This is a genomic window from Pseudomonas sp. D3-27 (assembly GCF_051132165.1).
GTDB lineage: Bacteria > Pseudomonadota > Gammaproteobacteria > Pseudomonadales > Pseudomonadaceae > Aquipseudomonas.
The window spans coordinates 5,269,765-5,293,392 of sequence record NZ_CP071667.1 but is presented as its reverse complement, the minus strand read 5'-3'; the positions used below and the strand labels follow the sequence as shown (position 1 = coordinate 5,293,392).

General features: G+C 60.5%; 21 protein-coding genes. 12 read left to right on the top strand and 9 right to left on the bottom strand.

What is annotated here, in order from left to right; genetic code table 11:
* Nucleotides 1–4: 4 nt before the first annotated feature.
* Nucleotides 5–751: a 2OG-Fe dioxygenase family protein gene (locus J3P92_RS23710; protein WP_420766404.1), complete on the bottom strand. Its 747-nt coding sequence runs from the start codon at nt 749–751 to the stop codon at nt 5–7.
* Nucleotides 752–1,150: 399 nt separating this feature from the next.
* Between J3P92_RS23710 and J3P92_RS23705 the strand changes: the two genes are divergently transcribed.
* Nucleotides 1,151–1,909, top strand: a complete 759-nt coding sequence (locus J3P92_RS23705; protein ID WP_434649265.1) for a DUF4123 domain-containing protein — start codon at nt 1,151–1,153, stop codon at nt 1,907–1,909.
* A 70-nt stretch (nt 1,910–1,979) separates the two neighbouring features.
* Here the strand turns inward: J3P92_RS23705 and J3P92_RS23700 are convergent, their stop codons facing one another.
* From J3P92_RS23700 to J3P92_RS23680, 5 genes are all read right to left on the bottom strand, one after another.
* Complete coding sequence (locus tag J3P92_RS23700; RefSeq protein ID WP_434649264.1) at nt 1,980–3,266, bottom strand: OprD family porin; 1,287 nt, start codon at nt 3,264–3,266, stop codon at nt 1,980–1,982.
* 395 nt (nt 3,267–3,661) lie between these two features.
* On the bottom strand, nt 3,662–3,862 hold the full coding sequence (locus tag J3P92_RS23695) for a hypothetical protein (protein ID WP_420766407.1): 201 nt from the start codon (nt 3,860–3,862) through the stop codon (nt 3,662–3,664).
* Nucleotides 3,863–4,105: 243 nt separating this feature from the next.
* The gene (gene aguA / locus J3P92_RS23690) at nt 4,106–5,212 is read right to left on the bottom strand and encodes an agmatine deiminase (protein WP_420766408.1); all 1,107 of its coding nucleotides are present in this window, start codon (nt 5,210–5,212) and stop codon (nt 4,106–4,108) included.
* 3 nt (nt 5,213–5,215) lie between these two features.
* The gene (gene aguB, locus J3P92_RS23685) at nt 5,216–6,094 is read right to left on the bottom strand and encodes an N-carbamoylputrescine amidase (protein WP_434649263.1); all 879 of its coding nucleotides are present in this window, start codon (nt 6,092–6,094) and stop codon (nt 5,216–5,218) included.
* A gap of 251 nt (nt 6,095–6,345) precedes the next feature.
* Nucleotides 6,346–9,258, bottom strand: coding sequence for an aminotransferase (locus J3P92_RS23680; RefSeq protein ID WP_434649262.1), 2,913 nt, complete (start codon nt 9,256–9,258; stop codon nt 6,346–6,348).
* 198 nt (nt 9,259–9,456) lie between these two features.
* Between J3P92_RS23680 and rfbB the strand changes: the two genes are divergently transcribed.
* Genes rfbB through J3P92_RS23645 form a run of 7 tightly spaced genes read left to right on the top strand, consistent with a single transcriptional unit; the run spans nt 9,457 to nt 16,551 of the window.
* Entirely contained in the window at nt 9,457–10,539 is a 1,083-nt protein-coding gene (rfbB, locus tag J3P92_RS23675; protein ID WP_434649261.1) for a dTDP-glucose 4,6-dehydratase, read from the top strand.
* Nucleotides 10,536–11,411 carry a glucose-1-phosphate thymidylyltransferase RfbA gene (gene rfbA / locus J3P92_RS23670; protein ID WP_420766412.1) on the top strand — a complete coding sequence of 292 codons (876 nt, stop codon included), beginning with the start codon at nt 10,536–10,538 and terminating at the stop codon, nt 11,409–11,411. The genes rfbB and rfbA overlap by 4 nt, the downstream gene beginning before the upstream one ends.
* On the top strand, nt 11,408–11,953 hold the full coding sequence (rfbC, locus tag J3P92_RS23665) for a dTDP-4-dehydrorhamnose 3,5-epimerase (RefSeq protein WP_434649260.1): 546 nt from the start codon (nt 11,408–11,410) through the stop codon (nt 11,951–11,953). The genes rfbA and rfbC overlap by 4 nt, the downstream gene beginning before the upstream one ends.
* Nucleotides 11,950–12,831, top strand: a complete 882-nt coding sequence (gene rfbD, locus J3P92_RS23660; protein WP_434649259.1) for a dTDP-4-dehydrorhamnose reductase — start codon at nt 11,950–11,952, stop codon at nt 12,829–12,831. The genes rfbC and rfbD overlap by 4 nt, the downstream gene beginning before the upstream one ends.
* A gap of 35 nt (nt 12,832–12,866) precedes the next feature.
* Nucleotides 12,867–14,675, top strand: coding sequence for a sensor histidine kinase (locus J3P92_RS23655; protein ID WP_420766415.1), 1,809 nt, complete (start codon nt 12,867–12,869; stop codon nt 14,673–14,675).
* Nucleotides 14,672–16,063 carry a sigma-54-dependent transcriptional regulator gene (locus tag J3P92_RS23650; protein WP_434649258.1) on the top strand — a complete coding sequence of 464 codons (1,392 nt, stop codon included), beginning with the start codon at nt 14,672–14,674 and terminating at the stop codon, nt 16,061–16,063. Before J3P92_RS23655 ends, J3P92_RS23650 begins: the two co-directional genes overlap by 4 nt.
* A 32-nt stretch (nt 16,064–16,095) precedes the next feature.
* Complete coding sequence (locus J3P92_RS23645; protein ID WP_434649257.1) at nt 16,096–16,551, top strand: thioesterase domain-containing protein; 456 nt, start codon at nt 16,096–16,098, stop codon at nt 16,549–16,551.
* 68 nt (nt 16,552–16,619) lie between these two features.
* Here the strand turns inward: J3P92_RS23645 and cysQ are convergent, their stop codons facing one another.
* Both cysQ and nudE read right to left on the bottom strand, forming a co-directional pair.
* Nucleotides 16,620–17,447, bottom strand: coding sequence for a 3'(2'),5'-bisphosphate nucleotidase CysQ (gene cysQ / locus J3P92_RS23640; protein WP_434649256.1), 828 nt, complete (start codon nt 17,445–17,447; stop codon nt 16,620–16,622).
* Entirely contained in the window at nt 17,444–18,010 is a 567-nt protein-coding gene (nudE, locus tag J3P92_RS23635; RefSeq protein ID WP_420766419.1) for an ADP compounds hydrolase NudE, read from the bottom strand. The genes cysQ and nudE overlap by 4 nt, the downstream gene beginning before the upstream one ends.
* Before the next feature lie 89 nt (nt 18,011–18,099).
* Here nudE and yrfG point away from each other — a divergent pair, with 89 nt between their 5' ends.
* Nucleotides 18,100–18,762, top strand: a complete 663-nt coding sequence (yrfG, locus tag J3P92_RS23630; protein ID WP_434649255.1) for a GMP/IMP nucleotidase — start codon at nt 18,100–18,102, stop codon at nt 18,760–18,762.
* A 111-nt stretch (nt 18,763–18,873) separates the two neighbouring features.
* Here yrfG and lysM read toward each other — a convergent pair whose 3' ends face one another.
* Nucleotides 18,874–19,314, bottom strand: a complete 441-nt coding sequence (gene lysM / locus J3P92_RS23625) for a peptidoglycan-binding protein LysM (protein ID WP_434649254.1) — start codon at nt 19,312–19,314, stop codon at nt 18,874–18,876.
* A 135-nt stretch (nt 19,315–19,449) separates the two neighbouring features.
* Between lysM and J3P92_RS23620 the strand changes: the two genes are divergently transcribed.
* The 3 genes from J3P92_RS23620 to J3P92_RS23610 all read left to right on the top strand — a co-directional run bounded on the left by J3P92_RS23620 (nt 19,450) and on the right by J3P92_RS23610 (nt 23,615).
* Entirely contained in the window at nt 19,450–20,337 is an 888-nt protein-coding gene (locus tag J3P92_RS23620) for a LysR family transcriptional regulator (protein WP_420766422.1), read from the top strand.
* A gap of 93 nt (nt 20,338–20,430) precedes the next feature.
* Entirely contained in the window at nt 20,431–21,270 is an 840-nt protein-coding gene (gene fdhD / locus J3P92_RS23615) for a formate dehydrogenase accessory sulfurtransferase FdhD (protein WP_420766423.1), read from the top strand.
* Nucleotides 21,267–23,615 (top strand): FdhF/YdeP family oxidoreductase, encoded by a 2,349-nt coding sequence (locus tag J3P92_RS23610; RefSeq protein WP_434561194.1) that lies wholly within the window; start codon nt 21,267–21,269, stop codon nt 23,613–23,615. Before fdhD ends, J3P92_RS23610 begins: the two co-directional genes overlap by 4 nt.
* Nucleotides 23,616–23,628: the final 13 nt, after the last annotated feature.

Here is a 23,628-nt window from a genome sequence, read left to right as displayed (position 1 = left end):
CTGCTCAGCGAACAATGTCAAAAGCGGTCCCGGGCCGCGAGAAGGAGATCGCCAGAATCTGCCTGAACGCCATTTCATGGCTGTGGATATTGCGCGCCGGGGTCACATAATGGCGCATGTCCCGATCGAGGAAGAATGTCGTATCGAGGATATCCTCGTAAGTGGTTGCCGCCAGTTGTTCTTCCTGAGGGCTGTAGAGACGGCTTTCTGCACCGGACACGTTATTTCGGCCCCAGAAATGGACGCCGCTGAACGGATAGCCGTCGCAATGGATGCCTTCCGGGGTGATTTCCAATTGCTTGCCCGGCTTGATCTCGATGCGGATCTGATGGATCTGGCATTGCCAGATTTCGTCATGCAATTCCTGGGGCAGGACGTTTTTGTACACGTCGAAGTCTGTGTCGATCAGGCTGCGCATCACCGGAGAATTGATCACTTCATTGGAGAAATCCTGGAAGTGCCGCTCCAATCCGCCCACGTAGCTGTTGTTGGCCTTGGACTGGACATAGGCTCGGTGTTCGAGCTGCTTGAGTTCACGAGTCGTGGGGTTGTATTCGAAATCGCTGTAGCGGCGAAAACGCATGCCTGACTCGGCCTGGCCGTAATAGCTGTCGGGCTCCATATTTTCCCAGCTTTTGGTCAGCCGGACAAAATCGCCGAAATGACCGTAGAGATTGAAGTCTCCACCGCGGACGTTGACGTATTTGTCACGTCTTAGCGCTTCGCCCACTTCCCTGTTCAAAACGATCATTTTTCATAGGTCTCCACTACATTGAGCGGACTAATCTATTAGGTGCAGGATTTGCGTCCATGAAAAAGTATTTGAAGCATTTCAAGCGATGTTTGAAACGGTGCAAAAAGTTTCATTAGTACGACTTTACGTTGGGAAAATTGCATCGCAGAACCCTCATTCCGGGGAAAGACCACCCACAGCTTTCGACGCCACGAGGGTGCGCAAGTCATGGCACAACAGTGCGCAATCAATTAGGCATCTTTTGCTCGTCATTCTCGACTTCCGCTCCTCCAAGCCATTGAAAATCCGTCGTAAACACCGAACCACGCGGCACTCGCCGAACCTGGCTTGATCCTTGATTGCTGCGCCTCATCCCCGGGTGAAGCCCGGCCCCATACCCTTGGCAAGGAGAGCCGGATGACGACCCTGGCGTTCAAGACCCTCGACCCCATCGCCTGGCTGGCCCAACAGCCCCTGCGGGAAAACGAACACCTTTACCTGATCATTAGCGCGGCGAGCGATACGGACGCCCTGGGGACCTATCGCCTGAGCGGCCCTAGCCATCCGCTCCTGCCCATCTGGAGCGAAACGCCCTATTCCACCTGGCATGCGGTAATGCCCTACGTCACAAAACTCGCCCCCGACTCAACGTTCCTGCCATGGATTACCGAAACCGACGCCCTCGATTGGGGCTGGCTTGCTGTCTCCCGTTGTGAACCGGAGGAGGTGCTGGGGCATCTGCGCAGCCTGACGCAAGTGAAAATGCCGAAAGGTCGCGAGGTGTTTTTCCGGTTTTGGGATGGACGTTTCATCTATCCGATCCTTGAAGGCCTGGGAGACGACGCCCAAGCCTTGCTACCGGTGTTCGAACGGTATTTGATCAATGGCAAACCGCTGGAAGCAAGCCCGAGGAAGGTGCCGATGGTCCAGGATTGGCCATGGTGGGAAGTACCGCAAGGGTTACTCGATGCTTTAGCCGAGCAGGACCAGTCTGCGCCGATCGACAATCTGATGCAGTGGCTCGAAGAAGAACATCCTGATATCCATTGCGCATGGCCCAGGAGTGTTCTCAAGCGCAAGGTGGGCTATTTTTCAAAGCTCATCGGCGCTGAAGCCAATCCACAGCAAACCCTGCTTGATGTCCTGCGCCTTGAACAGAAAACGGTCATGGAATAAAGGTAGGCACTTAGAAAAACCCGATCCAAAGATCGGGTTTTTCATCAAACGCGGGCGATTCAGTCAACGATCAAAAGACATTGATCGGATAATCCACGAACACCCGCAGTTCATTACCGCTGACGTTGTACTCACTGGACTTCTGCGACACGCGCAGGAACGAGCTGCGCAACCGCACGCTCAAGTCTTTGGCCGGTCCGCCCTGGACCACGTACTTGAACTGGTTGAAGATCTCGCGCTCGGTACCGCCTTCGCTGGTGGAGGTGGTGATGTTATCGCCACGCACATAGGCCACGTTATAAGTCAGGCCCGGTACACCGAAGGTGGTGAAATCCAGGCCATAGCCCAATTGCCAGCTGCGCTCGTCTTCGGCGTTGAAGTCCGACCAGTACGAGTTGGCCAGGTAGATGGTATTGCCGCCATCACCGACACGGTTCTGGTCACGCTGGTAGCCACCGTAGGCGTAGCCGAGGTTGCTGTCGCCGGTGCTGCGCTGATGGGCGAGCGTGAAGCTGTGCGGGCCGGTGGCGAAGATCGCCGCCAGGCTCCAGATCTTATTGTCGTCCCCGGTGACGTTGTTTTCGCGAACGTAGCTGTTGTCCAGCTTGGTGCGATAACCGTTGAAGTCCAGCGTCAAGGACTGGTCCTTGGCCAATGGGAACACGTAGTTGGCATTCACGTATTGCTTCTTCAAGACGTCTTCGACATCCGAGGCGTACAGCGAAGCCTTGAACTGCTCGGTGAACTGATAGCTGCCGCCCAACACGTTGATCGACTTCAGACCACCACTGTCACGACCTTCGGCGCTCTTGCGCGACTCGGCAGTGAAGCGGCCTGCGTTCAGTTCAAGGCCTTTGATTTCCTTGGAGGTGATCAGCGTGCCGGTGTAGCTTTCCGGCAGCAGGCGCGAGTTGTCATAGTTCAACACCGGCAGGGCCGGCATCTGGTCACCGTAGGCCAGCACCGTGTTGGAAACCCGGAACTTCACCGCGGCACCGAACTTGGACAGGTCGTCGGCGGCGTTGCCACTGTCACCCTTCTTGAAAAAGTCGATGCCTTGCGCACCGGTGCGCCCCTTGCCGCCGTCCAGGCGCAGTGCGTACAGGCCGAAGGCGTCCACGCCTACGCCCACGGTGCCTTGGGTGAAGCCGGACGAGAACGTACCGATGGCCGCTTGGCCCCATTCGGCCTTGTCCCGGTTGCCGTCCTTGTAGTCGCGACTGATGTAGGCGTTGCGCAACAGCACTTTCAGGCTGCTGTCTTCAACGAACCCCTTGGATTCAGCCTGGTCGTTGGCCATGGCTTGTGTGCTGCTCAATATCCCCAGTGCTATCAAAGTAAAGCGCTTGTTCAACATGATTATTTTCCTTGTACGGGTTGATTCGCACTGCAACCGGCAACCGGAATGGCGCTTTAGCGCTCTTTATTCGGACTCTTGCTCCTGGAAATAATAAAAAGGCCCGCCCACGAATCATCGTGTCGGGCCTTTTTATTATTTAAGAGTCATGGCTGTTAGCCACAGGCGTGGGCGAATCCTAGTCGCGCCCGGAAGCCTGTGTCAATTTCGTGAATCTTCTGAAATCAGGCAAAAAATTTCCGGAAACGGATTCAAGTAAGCATGCGGTCCAAGGGAATGTCGGGTTGGTAGAGACGCCACCATGGTGAGCAAGCCGTTTACATGAGCGGGTAAACAGTCGCTCATAAAAAAAGCGCTGCCCTCGCGGTCAGCGCTTTTTATCAATCCGTTGAATTCTATCCTTGCATCACATCCCACAACGCTTCCAGCTCAGCCTCGCTGAACAGGCCAGCGGGGTAGCGTTCCATGATCATCCGGCGCGGATCAGGTTCCCTGATCTGACGCGTTCCGTTGGATTTCAACCACTGCGCCACGGCTTGAAGCGACTCACCATTTACAGCCAAAGGATGGCATGTGCGCTCGCTAATCATGTTCATTCCAGCGCCCTCCTGGTTGATGAGCGGCCAATCTATCCGAGGTTTATGACAAAACAACGCAGCTCCACTGCCCCAGAACTGCCGAAATAACGATACAAGAGCTATGCCAATGTCGTCGCGCTGGTAGCCCGCCAGACACAAAAAAGCCCGCGCCCCAATCAGGACGCGGGCTTGCCGGGATGGATCCAAAAACACCGGCATAGAGCCGCTGCGATGAGTGTCACCCGGCTGTTACATCGCCACTCATTTTATGCGCGGCGCCGGCTGCTGTTGGGTAAGGCAATGGATGTTTCCGCCTCCCAGTAACAGTTCCCGACCCGGTACCATGACCACTTCATGCTCCGGAAACAGGCTTTGCAGCAGGTCCTTGGCCGGACCGTCCAGCGGGTCATCGAAACTCGGGGCAATGATGCCGCCGTTGACGATCAGGAAGTTCACGTAGGAACCGGCCAGGCGCACAGTCGGATTGCGCTCCTGGGATCCTTCCACCGCGTCAACGCCCGAGCATTCTTCCTCGGTGGCGTACAACGGCCCAGGGATCGGCATTTTATGCACTGTGAACGGGCGCCCCTTGGCGTCGGTGCTGTTTCGCAGCACCTCCATCGCCCCATGGCAGCGGGCATGATTGGGGTCCTGCGGATCGTCGGTCCAGGCGAGCAGCACTTCACCAGGGCGCACGTAGCAGCAAAAGTTATCCACGTGGCCATCGGTTTCATCATTGAACAGGCCGTCCGGCAGCCAGATGATCTTGTCTACCGCCAACTGGGCGCTGAGCACCGCCTCGATGTCCTCGCGGCTCATGTGCGGGTTGCGATTGCGGTTGAGCAGGCATTCTTCGGTGGTGATCAACGTGCCTTCGCCATCGACGTGGATCGAACCGCCTTCGAGTACAAAACCTTCGGTGCGATAGCGCGGGCTGCGCTCGATTTCGAGAATCTTGCCGGCCACTTGTGAATCGCGATTCCACGGCGAGTACAGCCCACCGTCGAACCCGCCCCAGGCGTTGAAATCCCAATCGACGCCGCGAACTTCGCCGTTGTCATTGACGACGAACGTCGGGCCGGTATCCCGGACCCAGGCGTCATCGCTGGACATTTCCACCAAACGAATATTCGGCACATCGAGGCGCGCCCGGGCGTTTTCATACTGGGCAGCGGACACCGCAACGGTCACCGGCTCGAAACGGGCGATGGCCTTGGCGACCGCGACATGGGCAGCCTGCGCCGGCTTGCCGCCCAGGCGCCAGTTGTCCGGGCGCTCGGGCCAGATCATCCAGACCTGAGTCTGAGTCGCCCATTCGGCGGGCATGTGGAAACCGTCCGCGCGCGGAGTGCTGTGCAAAGTTGTCATCAATCAGGACTCCAGTGAGCCGTCGAGGGTTTTGATCGCGCCGTACAGGTTCGGCCGTCGATCACGGAAAGTGCCCCAGGCACTGCGAATGTGTTCCAGCTCGTCAAGGTCGAAGCTATGCACCAGCACGCCTTCTTCGGTTTCGTCCAATTCCTGGACCTTTTCGCCAAACTGGTCGGCAATGAACGACGAGCCGTAGAACGTGATGTCGTAGCCATCCTGCTCTTCGTTGCCGATGCGATTGCTGGCCACCAGCGGCATCAGGTTGGCGCCCGCATGACCCTGTTGCACGCGTTGCCAGTGATCGCGCGACGAGATGGTCTTGTCGTGCGGCTCGCTGCCGATAGCGGTCGGATACAGCAGGATCTCCGCGCCTTGCAGCGCCATGCTGCGGGCGCATTCCGGGAACCACTGATCCCAGCAAATGCCTACGCCAATCTTTGCGTAGCGGGTATTCCATACTTTGAAACCGGTGTCGCCAGGATTGAAATAATACTTTTCATGATATCCAGGACCGTCCGGGATATGGCTCTTGCGGTAGACGCCCAAGTTCCGTCCATCGGCATCAATGATGGCAATACTGTTGAAGCGCGCCCGGCCGGCCAGTTCAAAAAAACTGATAGGCAACACGACCTGCAGCTCCTCGGCAAGTTTCTGGAAGTGCTTGATGGCGATGTTCTCATCGACCGGCGTTGCCAACTGCAGGTAATCCGGGTTCGGCTTCTGGCAGAAGTAGGGCGTCTCGAACAGTTCCTGGAGGAGGATAACCTGCGCGCCTTGGGCAGCGGCCTGGCGAACGAGCTTTTCGGCGGTCCCGATATTGGCTTCAAGATCCCAGGAACAGGCCATTTGAGTAGCGGCTACGGTAACGATACGACTCATGAATCATCTCCTGGGCGATGGACAGAGCCGCCTTTATAGCCGATAAAAATCGACTTTAAAATAGAATCAGGCCAATTTTCCCTGAAACTATGCTTCCAGAGCCGACAAAAATCGATAAATAACCGTCGGAAAAACTTGTGGGAGCGAGCTTGCTCGCGATAGCGGTAGACCAGTCAAACAATTATCGGCCTGGAACCGTCATCGCGAGCAAGCTCGCTCCCACAGGGGAACAGCGTGGCGTTTCAGATTGGCTACAACCCCTCCTCCAACACCTTCGCCAGCATATCGACGAAGAAATCCACGCTTTGACGCGTGGTGACCATCGGCGGCTTGATCTTGAGAATGTTGAGGTAATCACCGGTCGGCTGCATGAAGATACCCAGCTCGCGCAAACGATCGCACAGTGCCGTGGTTTCTTCAGTGGCCGGTTCGAGGGTGTCGCGGTTGCGGATCAATTCCACCCCCAGGTAAAACCCCGAACCATGCACCGCTCCGACCAGGGGATACCGGTCGATCAACGCCTCCAGGCGGGCCTTGAAATGTCCTCCGACCACCCTGGCGTTTTCCCACAGCTTTTCTTCTTCCATGACATCCAGCACGGCCATGCCGATCTGGCAACTGACCGGACTGCCGCCTGCGGAAGAGAAGAAATACCCCTCGGCTTCCAGCGCCTCAGCGATCTCCCGGCGGGTGATCACTGCCCCCAGTGGCTGGCCGTTGCCCATGCCCTTGGCCATGGTGATGATATCCGGCACCACACCTTGCTCTTCGAAGCCCCAGAAAAACTCGCCCATGCGCCCGTAGCCAACCTGCACCTCGTCGGCGATGCAGACACCGCCACGCTCGCGCACCATGGCATACACCTGCTTCAGGTAGCCTGGCGGCAATGCGATGCCGCCGGCGTTTCCATACACAGGCTCGCAAATGAAACCGGCGAGCTGGCGTTTCTGCTCGGCGATTTTCGCCAGGTTGTGCTCGACGCTGCGCACGTAGTCTGGCGCACTGTCGACCCCGCGGAATTCACCGCGATAAGTGTTCGGCGCTGTCACCGGGTGCACCCAGTCTGGACGGCTGCTGAGGGCCTGGGGGTTGTCGGCGATGGAGGTCGAGACCGCGTCCGCCGCCACCGACCATCCGTGATAGGCCTCCAGCACGCTGAGCATGTCGCGCCCGCCGCTGTAGGCCCAGGCCAGGCGGATCGCCAGGTCATTGGCCTCGGTGCCGCTGTTGACCAGAAACACCCGGTCCATGTTCGACGGTGCCAGCGCCAGCAGGCGCTCGGAAAACTCGGCGATCGCCGCATAGTGAAAGCGCGAGTTGGTATTGAGCAGCGACCACTGCCGGGCCGCAACCGCCGCCATGCGCGGATGGCCGTGCCCCAACACCGCGACGTTGTTGAGCATGTCCAGATAGGAGCGGCCCTGCATGTCGATCAGGTGATTGCGCCAGCCGCGCTCGATGCGTGGCGGGTCGACGTAGTAGTGTTTTTGCGACCGGGCGAAACTCGCATCGCGACGGGCCAGGAGCGCCTCGGGGTCGACTTCCGGCTCAGCATCGCAAGCCAGCCCCAGCAACGCCGCGGGCGAGGGGCAAAGCGCCTGCCAAGCCGGCGCCCTCGACGGCGCACAGAACAGCGGCGGCGCCAGATGTTCACCTCGGCACAGTTGGACCCGCAAAGGGCCAGCCACTTCGCCAAGTGCCTGGCCTTTGGTCAACGAGGCCCCGGAACGCAGCGACGAAGACACGCCCCACACATGCAAGCTCAGTTGCGGGCCGTCGAGCCGCAGCAAGCCATTGGCATCCTCGTGCACAACCCCGGCGAAGGGCGACGCCAACGGCGTACCGTGGGGCACATGCAATTCCACGTGCAATGGAAAAGTATCGGGCTCGACGGCGCTGTCCGGACGGGTGCGTGAAAGCCGATATTGCCCGTAGCGGCTGGCCGCCAATCCATGCACCGCAGCCGCTTCGCTCAGCAGGCGCTGGTCGATTCCCGCCTGCTCCCAATTGCCGGCCTCGAAATGCGGGCTCAGGACGCCAAGGTCGATCAGGGCGAAATCTCGCCCGACCAATGTCGGCAACAACGGCGCGAAACCCTCATTGGCGAAAGGCGGCAGGCTGTGGCCGGCGGCGGTGAGAATCGCCGCCTCCATCAACTCGAGCGGCACTGAATGGGCAACATCGAAGATCTCCCATTCATGTTGAAGATTGTCACGGGAGTATTCATTGCCCGGATCGATAGCCACTTGTTGCTCGCCGCTGAGCACCAGCACCGCGGCGCGGGCGACAATCAACGGCCAAAGCGCCATGAGTTCTTCGCGTTGCAACGGATTGACGCGGTGGTAGGCGCGGATCGCCGGCAGGATGAAAAACGGGTCCCCATCGGCGTGATGCAGCAGGGCCGCGCAGGTTACCGACAGATCGGTGATACGCCAGGTGCGGATCAGGTCACCGAAATCGATGACGCCTTGCAGTTGCCATTGGCGCTGGGCGTCCCGCTGCCAGACCACGTTGTCATCGGTGATGTCCATGTGGATCGCTTGCACCGGCAGGCTTTCCTTGAGTGGTTGCAAGCGCCGTTCGGCCTGTTGCGCCGCCTCGGCGATCAATCGGCGTCGTTGTTCATCCTTGATGACGGGCAGCAAATGATCGATCAAGGTCGGCGCATGACGCGCGTCCCACTGCAATGTGCGATCCAGGCCGGGATGATCGAACGCAGCGAGGGCCACGTCCATCTCGGCACACACGCGCCCCAGCCCTGTCACCAGGTCGCGGGAAAGATGCTTGAGCTGGGTCAGGGACTGGCCCTCGATGTACTCCAGCAACCGCACGTGAACGGTTTGCCCGTCGACCTCAAGCGTCAACAGGTCCTCGCCATTGCTGGCCGCCATGACCGCAGGCACCTTTACCGCGCCATGCCCGGCCAGCGTCTTGAGCGCGGCATGCTGGGCCTGGAGCTCCTGGACGGCATAGTTGCCATGGCAAATCTTCAATACGAACCGCCCGCGGTCGCTGTCGACGCGGTAATTGAGATCCTGATGGCTGCCGAGGGGTCGCAGGTCACCGCTGAGTCCGTAATTCGAGCGCAGCAGCACCAACGCCTGTTCGGCGCTGATCTGTGGGCTTGGCAAACTGGCACGGTGAACCAACGTAGCGAGCGGCATACAACGACCCCTGAGTGGTTTTGTTTTGGATGCTTATCTCGCCATTGAGTCGGAGGATTAGCAACCCCCACTTCTTATTAAGTAGTGAGCCTGCTTCCCTTGGCCCGTTCCCAAGGGAGATTCGCTTGCACGCTCCTCGTCATGCCGACAAGCTATGCTCCATCGCTGTATCGTCTTATCGAAAAAAGGCTTAACCGGATGCGCATTCTCATCACCGGCGGTGCCGGCTTCATCGGCTCGGCTCTCATACGGCATTTGATTCGTGATACCGAGCACCAGGTCCTGAACCTCGACAAGCTGACCTACGCTGGCAACCTGGAGTCGCTGAGCAGCATTGATCACGACAGCCGCTACGAATTCGTGCAGGCGGACATCGTCGATCAAGCAACGATCAGCGCGGTGCTGGCGCGGTTCAAACCTGACGCAATCATGCACCTGGCCGCCGAATCCCATGTGGACCGCTCCATCGACGGTCCGGCGGACTTCATCCAGACCAACATCGTCGGCACCTATAGCTTGCTCGAAGCAACCCGTGCCTATTGGCAGGCCCTGACCGAACCGCAGAAACGGGCGTTTCGTTTCCACCATATTTCCACCGACGAAGTGTATGGCGACCTGCACGGCGTCGATGACCTGTTCACCGAAACCACCGCCTACGCCCCCAGCTCGCCTTACTCAGCCAGCAAGGCAGCGTCCGATCACCTGGTCCGGGCCTGGCAGCGCACCTACGGCTTGCCCGTGCTGCTGACCAACTGCTCGAACAACTACGGGCCGTTCCACTTCCCCGAGAAGCTGATCCCGCTGGTCATCCTCAATGCGCTGGCGGGCAAGCCGTTGCCTGTCTATGGCGACGGCGAGCAAGTGCGCGACTGGCTCTACGTCGAAGACCACGCCCGGGCGCTGCTCAAAGTCGTGACGGAAGGTGTAGTCGGCGAGACTTACAACATTGGTGGCCATAATGAGCAGAAGAACATCGATGTCGTGCGCACCATCTGTGCGCTGCTCGAAGAACTCGCGCCCCACAAACCCGAGGGCGTCGAGCGCTATGCGGACCTGATTACCTTCGTCAAGGATCGTCCCGGGCATGACCTGCGCTACGCTATCGACGCCGGCAAGATCGAACGGGAGCTGGGCTGGACCCCTCGGGAAACCTTCGAGACCGGGCTGCGCAAGACCGTGCAGTGGTATCTGGAGAACCTGCTGTGGTGCCGGCGCGTGCAGGATGGCAGCTATCAAGGCGAGCGCCTTGGCTCGCTCGAAAACAAGGACACGATTGCATGATGAAAGGCATTGTTCTGGCCGGCGGTTCCGGCACGCGGCTGCATCCGATCACCCTCGGGGTTTCCAAGCAGTTGTTGCCGGTCTACGACAAGCCGATGATCTATTACCCGATCTCGGTACTGATGCTCGCCGGCATCAAGGAAATCCTGATCATCTCCACCCCGCAGGACCTGCCCCAATATCGAAATCTGCTGGGCGATGGCGCCCAGTTCGGCGTCCATTTCAGCTACGCCGAGCAGCCGACCCCCGACGGTCTGGCCCAGGCTTTCCTGATTGGCGAGCAGTTCATCGGCAATGATCCGGTCTGCCTGATCCTGGGTGACAACATTTTTCATGGCCAACATTTCGGCGAACAATTGCAGACCGCCGTCAACCGCCCACGCGGTGCGACGGTGTTCGGTTATTGGGTCAAGGATCCCGAGCGTTTCGGCGTGATCGACTTCGATCCCGAAGGACGCGCCGTCTCCATCGAAGAAAAACCCGCCGCCCCCAAGTCCAGCTATGCGGTGACCGGCCTGTATTTCTACGACAACGACGTCATACAGATCGCCAAAGCCATCAAGCCGTCCAAACGAGGCGAACTGGAGATTACCGACGTCAACAATGCCTATCTGCAACGAGGGGACTTGCATGTCGAGCGCTTTGGCCGCGGCTTTGCCTGGCTGGACACCGGCACCCATGACAGCCTGCTGGAAGCCTCGCAATACGTTCAGACCATTGAGCATCGCCAAGGCCTGAAGGTCGCATGCCTGGAAGAAATCGCCTATCAACAGGGCTGGGTCAGCCGCGAGCACGTATTGGAGCGTGCCAGTTACTTCGGCAAGACCGGCTACGGCCAATACCTGTTCAAGATTGCCGGAGAAACACGTTGAATGTCATCGCCTCGCGACTGCCGGAAGTCTTGATCCTCGAGCCGAAGGTCTTCGGCGATGATCGCGGCTTCTTCTATGAAAGTTTCAATGCCCAGGCATTCACCGAAGCCACGGGGCGCACGGTGCAGTTCGTCCAGGACAACCATTCGCGCTCGGCCAAGGGCGTGCTGCGCGGCCTGCATTATCAGATCGAACAAACCCAGGGAAAACTCGTGCGCGTCACCGCCGGCGAGGTACTCGACGTTGCGGTGGACATTCGCCGCAGCTCGCCGACATTCGGCCAGTGGGCCAGCGTACGCCTGTCGGGACAGAACCATCGGCAGCTGTGGATTCCCCCTGGATTTGCCCACGGTTTTGTCGTACTGAGCGACTCGGCGGACTTTCTCTACAAGACCACCGATTACTATGCCCCGTCAGCCGAGCGCTGCATTCGCTGGGACGACCCCGATCTGGCGATTGACTGGGAGTTGCCAGGCGCACCGATCCTGTCGCCCAAGGACCAGGCCGGCAAGGCCCTGCATGAGGCCGATCTGTTCCCATGAGTACTTCCTCGCGCATCTTGATCATCGGCCGGAACGGCCAGGTCTCCCAAGCCCTTCAAAAGCGCCTGGCCGGCATCGGCGAACTGACGGTGCTGGGCAGCAGCCAGCTCGACATGGCCCGACCCGATCACCTGCGCGCGCCTATCGAGGCGGCGCGGCCCGACCTGATCATCAATGCCGCCGCCCATACGGCGGTCGACCAGGCCGAGAGCGAGGCGCAGCGGGCCTTCGCCATCAATGCCATCGCACCGGGCGTGCTCGCCCAGGCGGCGCTCGAACTGGGCGTGCCGCTGATCCACTACTCCACCGATTATGTCTTCGACGGTCGCAAGCACACCCCCTACACCGAGGACGACGCGCCCAACCCGCTAAGTGTCTACGGTCGCAGCAAGCTGGCGGGCGAAGAGGCCATCCGCCAGGCGGGCGGAGAGCATCTGATCCTGCGCACCAGTTGGGTGTATTCCAACGCGGGACGCAATTTCCTGTTGACCATGCAGCGTCTGCTGCAGGAAAAGCCCCATCTGCGCGTCGTCTCGGACCAGATCGGCGCACCGACCTGGGCGGGGACAATCGCCGAGAGCACCGCGAAGCTGATCGAGCGCTGGCAAGCTGGGCAACGCGGCGCCTGGGGCACCTATCACCTGACAGCCCAGGGCCAGACATCCTGGTTCGGATTCGCCCAAGCCATCGGTGAACACCTGGTCGAGCAGCACAAATCCTGCGCCGTGCTTGAAGCCATCGCATCGAGCGAATACCCGACCCCGGCGCCGCGTCCGTTGAACTCGCGCCTGGACTGCACCCGGCTGGCCAGGGAGTGGGGCGTGAGCCAACCAGACTGGCGAAGCGCGTTACAGCAGTGCCTTGCCGGGCAAGCCTAGGCATAATGCGCCTGTAACCCCAGGCGCAGACTTCCATGACCTCCACCCTCCCCCGCAGACCTCGTTGGCGCAGCCTGGCGTTGCTCGCGCTGTGCCTGGCACCGTTGCTGTGGCCGCTTGAGCATCTGGCCGAGCGCTACTACCGCAGCGAACTGGCCGGGCAGAACAGACAGACACTCGACCTCTACGTCGCCAACCTTCTGGGGACGTTGCACCGCTACGAAGTACTGCCCCAGATACTCGGCGAGCTGCCGGCCCTGCGCGCGGCCTTGTCGACGCCGGACGATGGCGTCACCCAGGGCAATGCCAACCGGTTATTGAAAAACATCAGCGCCCAGACCGGCGCCGAGGTCATGTACCTGATGGACGCCACGGGCAAGACCCTGGCGGCGTCTAATTGGGATAAGCACGACAGCTTCGTCGGTCGCAATTTCGCCTTTCGCCCTTATTACATCGAGGCCATGGCCGGGCGCCTGGGACGTTTCTTCGGCCTGGGCACCACATCGGGCAAACGCGGTTATTTCTTCGCTGCCGCCGTGCATGATCGCGAAAAAGTCATCGGCGTATTGGTGGTCAAGGTGGACCTGGACCACACCGAAAGCCTATGGGGCAAAACGCCTGAACAGCTCTTGGTGACCGACCACAACGGCGTGGTCATTCTCACCTCGCGCCAGGAATGGCGTTTCCGCTCGACGCGGCCCCTGAGCGATCCGGAAAGCAAGGCGATCAGCGCGATACAACCCTACCCTACCCGTGACCCCAAGCCGCTCAACCTGGACCCCAATGCCTGGCTGACCCAGACCCAGGCCATCGAAGAAACCGGCTGGAATGTGAGCATCCTGGCCCCGCGCACCCTGATTGACCGCCCGGTGCGCACGGTGGTCGTCATCGGCGGCGCGGCATTGCTGGTCTTGATGCTGTTGCTCGGGTTGATGATGCAGCGCAGGCGCCACTACCTGGAAAGAATCGCCTTCGAGGCCAAGGCCCGTCATGAATTGGAGGGCCGCGTCGCGGAACGCACCAGCGACCTGGAGGGCCTCAACCGTCGTCTCAAGCAAGAGGTGCTGGAACGCGAGCACGCCCAGCAGGAACTGGTCCGTGCCCAGGATGATTTGGTGCAGGCCGGCAAGTTGTCGGCGCTCGGCACCATGTCGGCCAGCATCAGCCATGAACTCAACCAACCGTTGGCGGCGATCAGAAGTTATGCCGAAAACGCAGAAATACTGCTCGATCACCAACGCACCGACGACGCCCGTGGCAACCTCAAGCTGATCAACGAACTGACCGGGCGCATGGCGTCGATCATCGCTCACCTGCGCGCCTTCGCGCGCCGCGACCGCCACGCCCCGGAAAGCGTCGCGCTGCAACCGGCGCTGGACGATGCCCTTGCCTTGCTCGCCAAACGTCGGCGCAGCATGGAAGTGGAGTTGATCCGTGACCTGCCCGCCGCCACCTTGTGGGTCGAGGCCGGTGAAACACGCCTGCGCCAGGTGCTGGGCAACCTGCTGGCCAATGCCCTGGATGCCCTGACTGAAAAAGGTCCGCCGCGTAGACTCTGGCTCAGTGCCCAGGCGACCGAAACCGGCGTCAACCTGTACATCCGCGATAACGGCCCGGGTTTCTGCATGGAAGCCCTCGGCCGCGCCGGTGAGCCGTTCTACACCACCAAGACTCGCACCCAGGGCCTTGGCCTGGGGCTGGCAATCTGCGACACCCTGATGCGCGCCTTCGGCGGCGAATTGTTGTTCGCCAACCACAAGGAAGGCGGCGCCCTGATTACCCTGAAGCTGCGGGCGGGTGCGCCCGGGGTGAGCCTGCAACCGTCCGAGGACCGTAGTGTATGACCATCGAAAACCAGATTGAGGTGGTGCTGATCGACGACGATCCCCACCTGCGTCAGGCCCTGAGCCAGACCCTCGACCTGGCTGGGCTGAAAATCCTGCCACTGGGCGAGGCCAACGGCCTGGCCGGGCAACTGCCGAGGGATTGGCCAGGCGTGGTGGTCAGCGATATCCGCATGCCCGGCATGGACGGCCTGGAACTGCTGGGCCAACTGCACGCCCAGGACCCGGACCTGCCAGTGCTGCTGATTACCGGCCATGGCGATGTACCGCTGGCCGTGCAGGCAATGCGCGCCGGGGCCTACGACTTTCTCGAAAAACCCTTTGCCAGCGATCATCTGCTCGACAGTGTGCGTCGGGCCCTGGCTTTGCGGCGCCTGGTCCTGGATAACCGCAGCCTGCGCCTGGCCCTCAGCGATCGCCATGAACTCAGCGCCCGGCTGGTAGGACAATCCTCGCCCATGTTGCGCCTGCGCGAGCAGATCGGTGCCTTGGCAGCGACGCGCGCCGACGTGTTGATCCTGGGTGAAACCGGCGCCGGCAAGGAAGTGGTCGCCCGCGCGCTGCACGATCTCTCGAGTCGACGCAACGGGCCGTTCGTGGCGATCAACGCCGGCGCTTTGGCCGAGTCGGTGGTTGAAAGCGAACTGTTCGGCCACGAACCCGGCGCCTTCACCGGCGCGCAGAAGCGCCGTATCGGCAAATTCGAATTCGCCAATGGCGGCACGTTGTTTCTCGATGAAATCGAAAGCATGAGCCTGGACGTGCAGGTCAAATTGCTTCGCCTGCTGCAAGAGCGGGTGGTGGAACGACTGGGTGGCAATCAGCAGATCCCCCTGGACATCCGTATCGTCGCCGCCACCAAGGAAGACCTGCGCCAGGCCGCCGATCAAGGCCGCTTTCGCGCCGACTTGTATTACCGGCTGAATGTCGCGCCGCTGCGCATACCGCCGTTGCGCGAGCGCGGTGAGGACGTGCTGATGCTGTTCCAGCATTTTGCCGATGAGGCCAGCGCCCGTCATGGCCTGCCGCCCCACGAACTGCTACCGGCCCACCGGGCGCTGTTGTTGCGCCATGACTGGCCGGGCAACGTACGCGAGTTGCAGAACGCCGCCGAGCGTTTCGCCCTGGGCCTGGAGCTGGCCCTGGATAGCAGCGCGCCGGAAGGCCAGCCAGGCGCCCCGGTGCAAACCGTCAGCGGCGGTTTGAGCGAGCAGGTTGAGAACTTCGAAAAAACCCTCATAGCCGCCGAGCTGGCACGGCCTCACAGTTCAGTGCGCAGCCTTGCCGAAGCGTTGGGCATTCCACGCAAAACCCTGCACGACAAGCTGCGCAAGCATGGACTGGCCTTCGGCGACAATAGCCCAGGCCAGGCCGACGATTCCGATTGAGTCCTGCCACCCACCGTTAGAAGAGGGCCCGCATGAACCGCGACAGCCATTATCTGGAAACGATCCTGCACCGGGACATCCCATTGACCCGGGACATGGGCCTGAAGGTGCTCCAATGGCAGGCCCGCCAGTTGCGTCTGTTCCTGCCGCTCGAGGCCAACGTCAACCACAAGAGCACCATGTTCGGGGGGAGCCTGTATTGCGGCGCGGTGCTGGGTGGCTGGGGCTGGTTGCACCTGGCCTTGCGCGAGGAGGGAGTCGAAGACGGACACATCGTGATCCAGGAAGGGCAGATCAGCTATCCGCTGCCCGTGACCCGAGATGCAACCGTCATTTGCGACGCGCCCGATGAAAAGACCTGGAAACGTTTCGTGGCGACTTATGAGCGGTACGGGCGGGCGCGGCTGGCATTACAAACGCGGGTGTTGAACGTCGACAGCGAGAATGTGGCGGTGCAATTCGAAGGGCAATACGTTTTGCACCGCTGATCGTCGTTGATTCACGTGGCGAGGGAGCTTGCTCTCACAAAAGCATCCGGCCAGAAATCAGCCTTGGTTCAAGAGCGGGCAAGCTCCAACAGCTTCCCACGCCACGCCGCTTTCGCCGGCAGCGCCAGGAACGAAGCATTCAACAGCGACTCGCGCGGTGGATAGCGGAACGGTTCGCCGCTCAGGTCCAGCACCTCGCCGCCCGCTCCTTCGAGTACGCCCTGGGCGGCGGCGGTGTCCCACTGAGACGTTGGCGCCAAACGGGGGTAACAATCGGCGGCGCCTTCAGCCAACAGGCAGAATTTCAGCGAACTGCCGATGTTGGTCAGTTGCAAGGCGCCGAGGCTCTCACTCAAGCCGGCCAACAGGCGCTCCTGCTCCGCACTGGTGTGGCGCCGGCTGGCGACCACGGTAAAAGCGTCTCCAGGCGCCAGCGCGTTACGCACCGTGATCGGCGAAGGCTCGACGCCTTTCTCGCCACGCCAGGCCCCCAGCCCCACGCCACCGACGTAGAAACGGCCATTGGTGGGCATCGAGACCACGCCGAACACCACCCGCCCTTCTTCGACCAAGGCGATGTTGACGGTGAACTCTTCACTGCCCGAAATGAATTCCTTGGTGCCATCCAGCGGGTCCACCAGCCACCAGCGTTTCCAGGTAGCGCGGACGCTTTGCGCGATATCGGCGTCCTCCTCGGAGAGGATCGGAATATCCGGCGCCAGCGCGGTCAATCCAGCGATGATGACATCGTGGGCGGCCATGTCCGCGGCGGTTACAGGCGATTCATCCGCCTTGTGCGCAACTTCCACATCGGCGCGCCAGAACGGCAGGATTGCCGCGCCGGCCCGAAGCGCCAGTTCGATCACCGGGACCATCAGCGCGTGAGGAAGATTCATGGCAGGTAGGCTCCACGCTGGGTCAGCAGGTCGCGAGCCAGATACAACGCCGCCAGCGCCCGTCCCTCGGTGAATTGGGGATTTTGTGCAAGGGCCGAGAGCTCGCCCAGGTTGACCTTGTCCACTCGCATCGGCTCGGGTTCGTCGCCCTCCAGCCGCTCTTCATACAGGTCGGTCGCCAGCACCACTTGGATCTTCTGGCTCATGTAGCCAGGCGACAACGACAGCTCCGTCAGGTGTTCCAGCTGACGCGCGCCAAAACCGGCCTCTTCCTTGAGCTCGCGCTCGGCCGCCGCCAGCACGTCTTCGCCCGGCTCGACCAAACCCTTGGGCAATGACCACTCATAAGCGTCGGTACCGCCACAATACTCTTCCACCAGCACGGCATGGTCGGCATCGAGCATCGCGACAATCATCACCGCGCCGTAGCCAGGGCTCTTGGCCGCCAAACGCTCGTAAGTGCGCTCCACACCATTGGAAAAACGCAGCTTCATTTCTTCCACGCAAAACAGGCGGCTGGTGGCGACAATCCGTCGGTCGAGTATGGTGGGTTTCTGGCGCATAAACGGCTCCCTGGGCGATAGCGGGCTACTATACCCGGCCTATTCTGATTGTTTGTGTCGGATATCCGATTACCGCTGGAGAAGTTTTTATGGCCTCGTTGCCTTGGCACGCGATCGACACGGTCCTGCTGGACATGGACGGCACCCTGCTGGACCTGCATTACGACAACCATTTCTGGCTGGAACACCTGCCTCAGCGCTACGCCGAACTGCATGGCGTCAGCCGCGCGATGGCCGAGATGGAGCTGCAACCGCTGTTCGAGCGCAACGCCGGCCAGTTGCAGTGGTACTGCCTGGACTTCTGGAGCGCGGAGCTGAAGCTGCCGGTGCGCGAATTGAAACTGGAAACCGCCCACCTGATCGCCCTGCGCCCCGATGCCGATACGTTCCTGGCAGCGATCCAAAGGGCCGGCAAACGCGTCGTGATGATCACTAACGCCCATCGAGACTCGCTGTCGCTGAAGCTGGAGCGTATCGAGCTCGCCCCGTATTTCGAGCGTTTGATCAGCTCTCACGATTACGGTTTCCCCAAGGAGAACCCGCAGTTCTGGGATGCCTTGCAAGCCGACCTGGACTTCGACCCCGCTCGCAGCCTGTTCATTGACGATACCTTGCCAGTCTTGCGCAGCGCCCGTGATTTTGGCATCGCGCATCTGCTGGCGGTCAGCGAACCGGACAGCCGCAAGGGGCCGAAGGATACCGGGGAATTCGAAGCGGTCGGGGATTATCGGGATTTGATTGCCGGGCTTTGAACCGCGCTGCCTTCATCGCGAGCAAGCTCGCTCCCACAATGGTTTCGCCGCGAACCAAAGCCTCTGTGGGGGCGAGCCTGCTCGCGATGAAGGCGCCGCAAATGCGGCAGTCTATTCCGGAATACGCAGCACCTGCCCCGGATAGATTTTGTCTGGGTGCGAAAGCATCGGCTTGTTGGCTTCAAAGATCTTGTTGTACTTGTTGGCGTCACCGTACTCGGCCTTGGATATGGCGCTGAGCGTGTCACCCTTCTTCACGGTTACGAAACGTGCGGCCTGCGCTACCGGCCCAGTCACGGTGATCTGATCGTCAACACTGCCGACACCTTGGATATTGCCCACAGCCAGCAGGACCTTTTCTTTTTCCTCCTGGCTCGAGACTTCACCGGTCACGATGACTTTGTCACCTTCAACGGTCGCTTGGATATTGGGGTTGCCCAGCCCGACATTTCTGATGTGCTCCTTCAATTGCTCACCGGCATTGGCATTACCGGGGATCAGGAGATCGATAAGTTTCTCACCCGCCTCCTTCACAAAACTAAAAAGACTCATGGCGCTTGCTCCTTGGAATTGAATGTCCAGACGCAAAGCCTAGACCAAGCCCACCGAGCCCGCCTTCCAACCGACCAATGACCCCAACACGCCCAAAGCGCTAGAATCCCAATCTTCCCGCGCCAAGGAGTGAAGATGGACATCAAGCAGCTGAAATTTCTCATCGCGCTCGACGAAACCCGCCACTTCGGCCAGGCTGCCGCCCGTTGTCACATCACCCAACCCACCCTGTCGATGCGTTTGCGCAGCCTGGAAGAAGAGCTGGGCCTTCCGTTGGTCAACCGCGGCCAGCGTTTCGAGGGTTTTACCGCGCCAGGCGAACGGGTGCTGGCTTGGGCACGCACAGTGCTGGCGGCCTATGACGGGCTTCAGGCCGAAGCGGCGGCCTGCCGTGGCAACCTGGTGGGTACGCTGCGCCTGGGCGTGGTGCCGCTGTCGGATTTCGACCCGCTGTCGATGATGCAACGCCTGCACACCGAGCACCCGAGCCTACGCTTCGAATTATCGTCCTTGAGTTCGGAGCGCATCCTCGAACAATTGGCGAACAACCGCATCGACCTGGGCATTTCCTACATGGAACGCCTGGATAACGAGCGCTTCGAATCCTTGCCCTTCAGCCACACCCGCATGGGCCTGCTGTACGACCAGCGGTTTTTCTTTTTTGGCGAAGAACCGCTGAGATGGGAATCACTGGTTGAACTGCCCCTGGGCATGCTCACCAGCGGCATGCATTTTCGCCAATCCATCGATCACGCGTTTCATAGCCGAGGCCTTGCACCTCAACCGTTGCTGCAAACCGACGCCGTGCATCAATTGCTGCAAGCGGTGCATGGCGGATTGTGCTGCGCGGTGGTCCCATTGGACAGCGGACTGAACGTCATGACCGAGGACTTGCGCATCCAGCCCATCGAAAACGCCCAAACCCTTGTTCCGCTTGGGCTGATCATGCGGCGCGGGGCTCCGCGCTCGGCGTTGGCGGAGGCTTGTTTCGCCCTTTACCAGAAATCAATAACCTTTCCTTGATCGACGTCATCTATTGAAAGATCAGTAATAGCGATTAGACGTGGCAGATTGCCGCATTTAGTCTTAGCACTATTCCTACTTTCAGTGATGCCCATGAACGACAAGCCTCAGGCCTGTCCAGTGCCTGACGTGGAACCTTCCACGCCAGCCGCCAGCCAGAGCTATCGCTACTGCAACCTGGAGCACTTCGAATCGGCCAGCGCCGCGCTGGCCGAGGAAGTGGCGTTGGCCATTGCCTATAACGGCATCAGCCAAGCGGTGATGCTGGTCACGCCAACCGATCTCGAGGATTTTATCGTCGGGTTCAGCCTGGGCAGCGGCATCATCGAGGATCCAGCGGACATTTACGACTTGCAACTGAGCGGCGCCGGTTCGGCCCAATATGCCCAGGTCACCATCGCCAATCGCGCCTTCTGGAATCTCAAGGAGCAACGTCGCCAAATGGCCGGCACCAGTGGCTGCGGACTCTGTGGCGTGGAAGCCGTGGAACAGGCGCTGCCCGACCTCAAGTCGCTGCCCGGGGCACCCTTGCCACCAGCGCAATGGCTCGATGGCCTGCGTCAACGCATCAGCCAGTTCCAGCCCCTGGGCCAACACTGTGGCGCCGTCCATGCGGCATTGTTCATGAACGCCAACGGCGAGTTGCTGATGGGCCGCGAAGACATTGGCCGGCACAACGCTCTCGATAAATTGATCGGCGCGTTGATCCGTCAGCAAATCCCGGTGGCTGGTGGCGTGGCAATCGTCACCAGCCGTTGCAGTCTCGAATTGATCCAGAAAGTACTGCGCGCCGGCATCCAGACGTTGGTCAGCCTGTCGTCGCCCACGGGCCTTGCCGTGCAATGGGCCCGCCAACACAACCTCAACCTCATCCACCTGCCGCAAAAAAGTGCGCCGCGGGTCTATAGCCCTGCGATGGAGAAACAAGCGTGAGCAATTATCAACAAGCCAACCAGAAACCCGCACCGCGCTACAAACCCTACAAGGGCCCAGCCGGTGGTTGGGGCGCGCTGATCAGCGTTGCCCAGGCCTGGCTGACCAGCGATAACGCGCTGAAAAACATCCGCATGATGCTCAAGACCAACCAGAACGGCGGCTTCGATTGCCCTGGCTGCGCCTGGGGTGATTCGCCAGAAAGCGGCATGGTGAAGTTCTGTGAGAACGGCGCCAAGGCGGTGAACTGGGAAGCGACCAAACGTCGTGTCGACGCCGCTTTTTTTGCCAAGCACAGCGTCACGTCATTGCTCGAACAGAGTGACTACTGGCTTGAATACCAGGGGCGCCTGACGGAGCCGATGCAATACGACGCGCAAACCGACCGCTACAAGCCCATCAGCTGGGATGCGGCATTTGCGTTGATCGGCAAGCATCTGCAGGGACTGTCCAACCCGAACGAGGCCGAGTTCTACACCTCGGGCCGGGCCAGCAACGAGGCAGCCTATCTGTATCAATTGTTTGTGCGCGCGTACGGCACCAACAATTTCCCCGATTGTTCGAACATGTGCCATGAGGCCAGCGGTGTAGCCCTGTCCCAGAGTGTGGGTGTTGGCAAAGGCACGGTGACATTTGACGACTTCGAGCATGCCGACGCGATCTTCGTCTGGGGCCAGAACCCCGGCACCAACCACCCACGGATGCTCGAACCGCTGCGCGAAGCCGTGAAGCGCGGCGCCCAGGTCGTATGCATCAACCCGCTGAAAGAGCGTGGCCTGGAGCGCTTCCAGCATCCGCAACACCCGCTGGAAATGCTAACCAACGGTGATAAACCCACCAATACCGCGTATTTCCGTCCAGCCCTGGGCGGAGACATGGCCGTGCTGCGCGGCATGGCGAAGTTCCTGCTGCAATGGGAGCGTGAAGCACAGAACAGCGGCGGCCCCGCAGTATTCGACCATGGGTTCCTCAACGAACACAGCGTCGATGTCCTGGAATACCTGGCGGTCGTCGATGACACCCCATGGGAACAAATCGCCGAACAATCAGGCCTGACCCTGGCCGAGATCGAGCAGGCCGCGCGCATGTACGCCAAAGCCAGCAACGTGATCATGTGCTGGGCGATGGGCATTACCCAGCACCGCCATTCCGTCGCGACCATCCAGGAAATCGCCAACCTGATGATGCTGCGTGGCAACATCGGCAAGCCAGGCGCGGGGCTTTGCCCGGTGCGAGGGCACAGTAATGTGCAGGGCGACCGGACCATGGGCATCAACGAGCGTCCGCCCGTTGCGTTCCTCGACGCGCTGGAGCGGCGTTTCCAGTTCAAGGTGCCGCGTGAAAACGGCCATAACGTAGTCGAGGCGATCCACGCCATGGCCGAGGGCCGGGCCAAGGTATTTATCGCCTTGGGCGGCAATTTCGCCCAGGCTACTCCCGATAGCCACCGCACCTTCCAGGCCCTGCGCAATTGTGACCTGACCGTACAGATCAGCACCAAGCTCAACCGCAGTCATCTGGCCCACGGGAAAGATGCGTTGATCCTGCCGTGCCTCGGTCGCACCGACATCGACCTGCAAGCCGAAGGCTCCCAGGCCGTGACCGTGGAAGACTCGTTCAGCATGGTCCACGCCTCCAATGGCCAATTGCAGCCGTTGTCGAACCAGATGCGTTCGGAGCCGTGGATCATCGCCGGCATCGCTGCCGCCACGCTGGGCAGCCGTCCGGTGGATTGGAACTGGCTCGTGGCCGATTACAGCCGCATCCGCGACCTGATCGCCGAGACCATCCCCGGCTTCAAGGACTTCAACCAGAAACTCAAGAATCCCGGTGGCTTCTATCTGGGCAACAGTGCCGGTGCCCGTCGCTGGAACACACCGTCGGGCCGCGCCAACTTCAAGCCCAACCGGTTGCCGACCGACCTGCTCCACGAGCGGACCCGAGCCACAGGGCAATTGCCGGACCTGATCCTGCAGTCCATGCGCTCCCACGACCAGTACAACACCACCATCTACGGCCTCGATGATCGCTATCGCGGTGTGAAAGGCCAGCGTGACGTACTGTTCGTCAACGAAGCGGACATCATCCGACTGGGCTTCAAACCCGGGCAAAAGGCCGACATCGTTTCCCTGTGGGACGACGGACGCGAGCGGCGGGTCAAAGGGTTTACCTTGCTGGCCTTCGACATCCCGGCCGGACAGGCCGCCGCCTACTACCCGGAAGTGAACCCGCTGGTACCCTTGGAAAGTACCGGTGACGGCAGCCACACCCCGACCTCGAAGTTCGTGGCGATCCGTCTGGAAGCGGCGAGCGAGAACGGGCTGATCATGGCCAAATCGGCCTGAGTCAATCCTGGCG